We start from the raw sequence: 791 nt of genomic DNA on the forward strand, positions 1-791 counted from the left end.
CCAGAGTCCCATGCTTGTGCGCTGCGGCTTCCGTCGGATCGGGTGTGTCCGCCTTGGGCGCAGGCGTCGTCGAGGTGGCCCTGTGCGGGCGGTACGCCTGCCGGATCACTTGGGTGTTCGCCGATCTCGTCCGGCTGGAAGCGCTGGTCATCGCTATCGTTGTCGAGGTTGTGCGGTTCCAGGATGCCCAGATCGATCGCAGGGAGATCGTTCAACGCATCGAGCATCTCCTGAATGCGCGGAGCGATCTGCTCGACCGCATCGGGACGTGGCTCAGGTGTACGGGCGGCTTCCTTGACCCTCGCTGCACGCAGTGCTTGGCGCACGGCCTCGGCGGAACGACCTGCATTGCCGCCTCCGCCACCTGCACTGCCACCGCCAGCGCCTCCGCCGCCGCCAGACCCTGATGGCCCCGGCGCAGGCCCCCGCACCGGCCGCGGCTGTGGCCCCGGGTTGGGAGGACTTGACGGCCAGCTAATCCTGTTCCACCCATCGCGGACGTTCGGAGTCGCGCCCGAATGCGACACGGCGCCGGGAACTCCCTGAACGTTCTGTGCGGTATCTGGTATCGAGATCCCGAAGGTTGGATCAAGGGCTGTGCTGCCCAGTCCAAGCGCCGAGCCCGCCCCCGCAGCGGCCGCCTGAGACGAACGCACATTCCCGGCGACCTTCGCCGCTCCGACGGCAGCTGCGCACGCACCAGCTGCCCACCAGCCAACCTTGGGAACCACAGCCGGTCTGGCGCAGAGGCTGATGGCCGACTCGCCCATCGGATCGGTGTGCTCCAGCGG

General features: G+C 68.3%; 1 protein-coding gene. It reads right to left on the reverse strand.

Translation table 11 applies throughout. The features are described 5' to 3' along the window. Positions 1–326: hypothetical protein (locus F8178_RS20345; protein WP_317496468.1), on the reverse strand; the 326-nt coding region annotated here is incomplete at its 3' end. Positions 327–791: the final 465 nt, after the last annotated feature.

The organism is Haloechinothrix sp. LS1_15 (genome assembly GCF_033042135.1).
In the GTDB taxonomy this organism is placed as follows: domain Bacteria; phylum Actinomycetota; class Actinomycetes; order Mycobacteriales; family Pseudonocardiaceae; genus Haloechinothrix.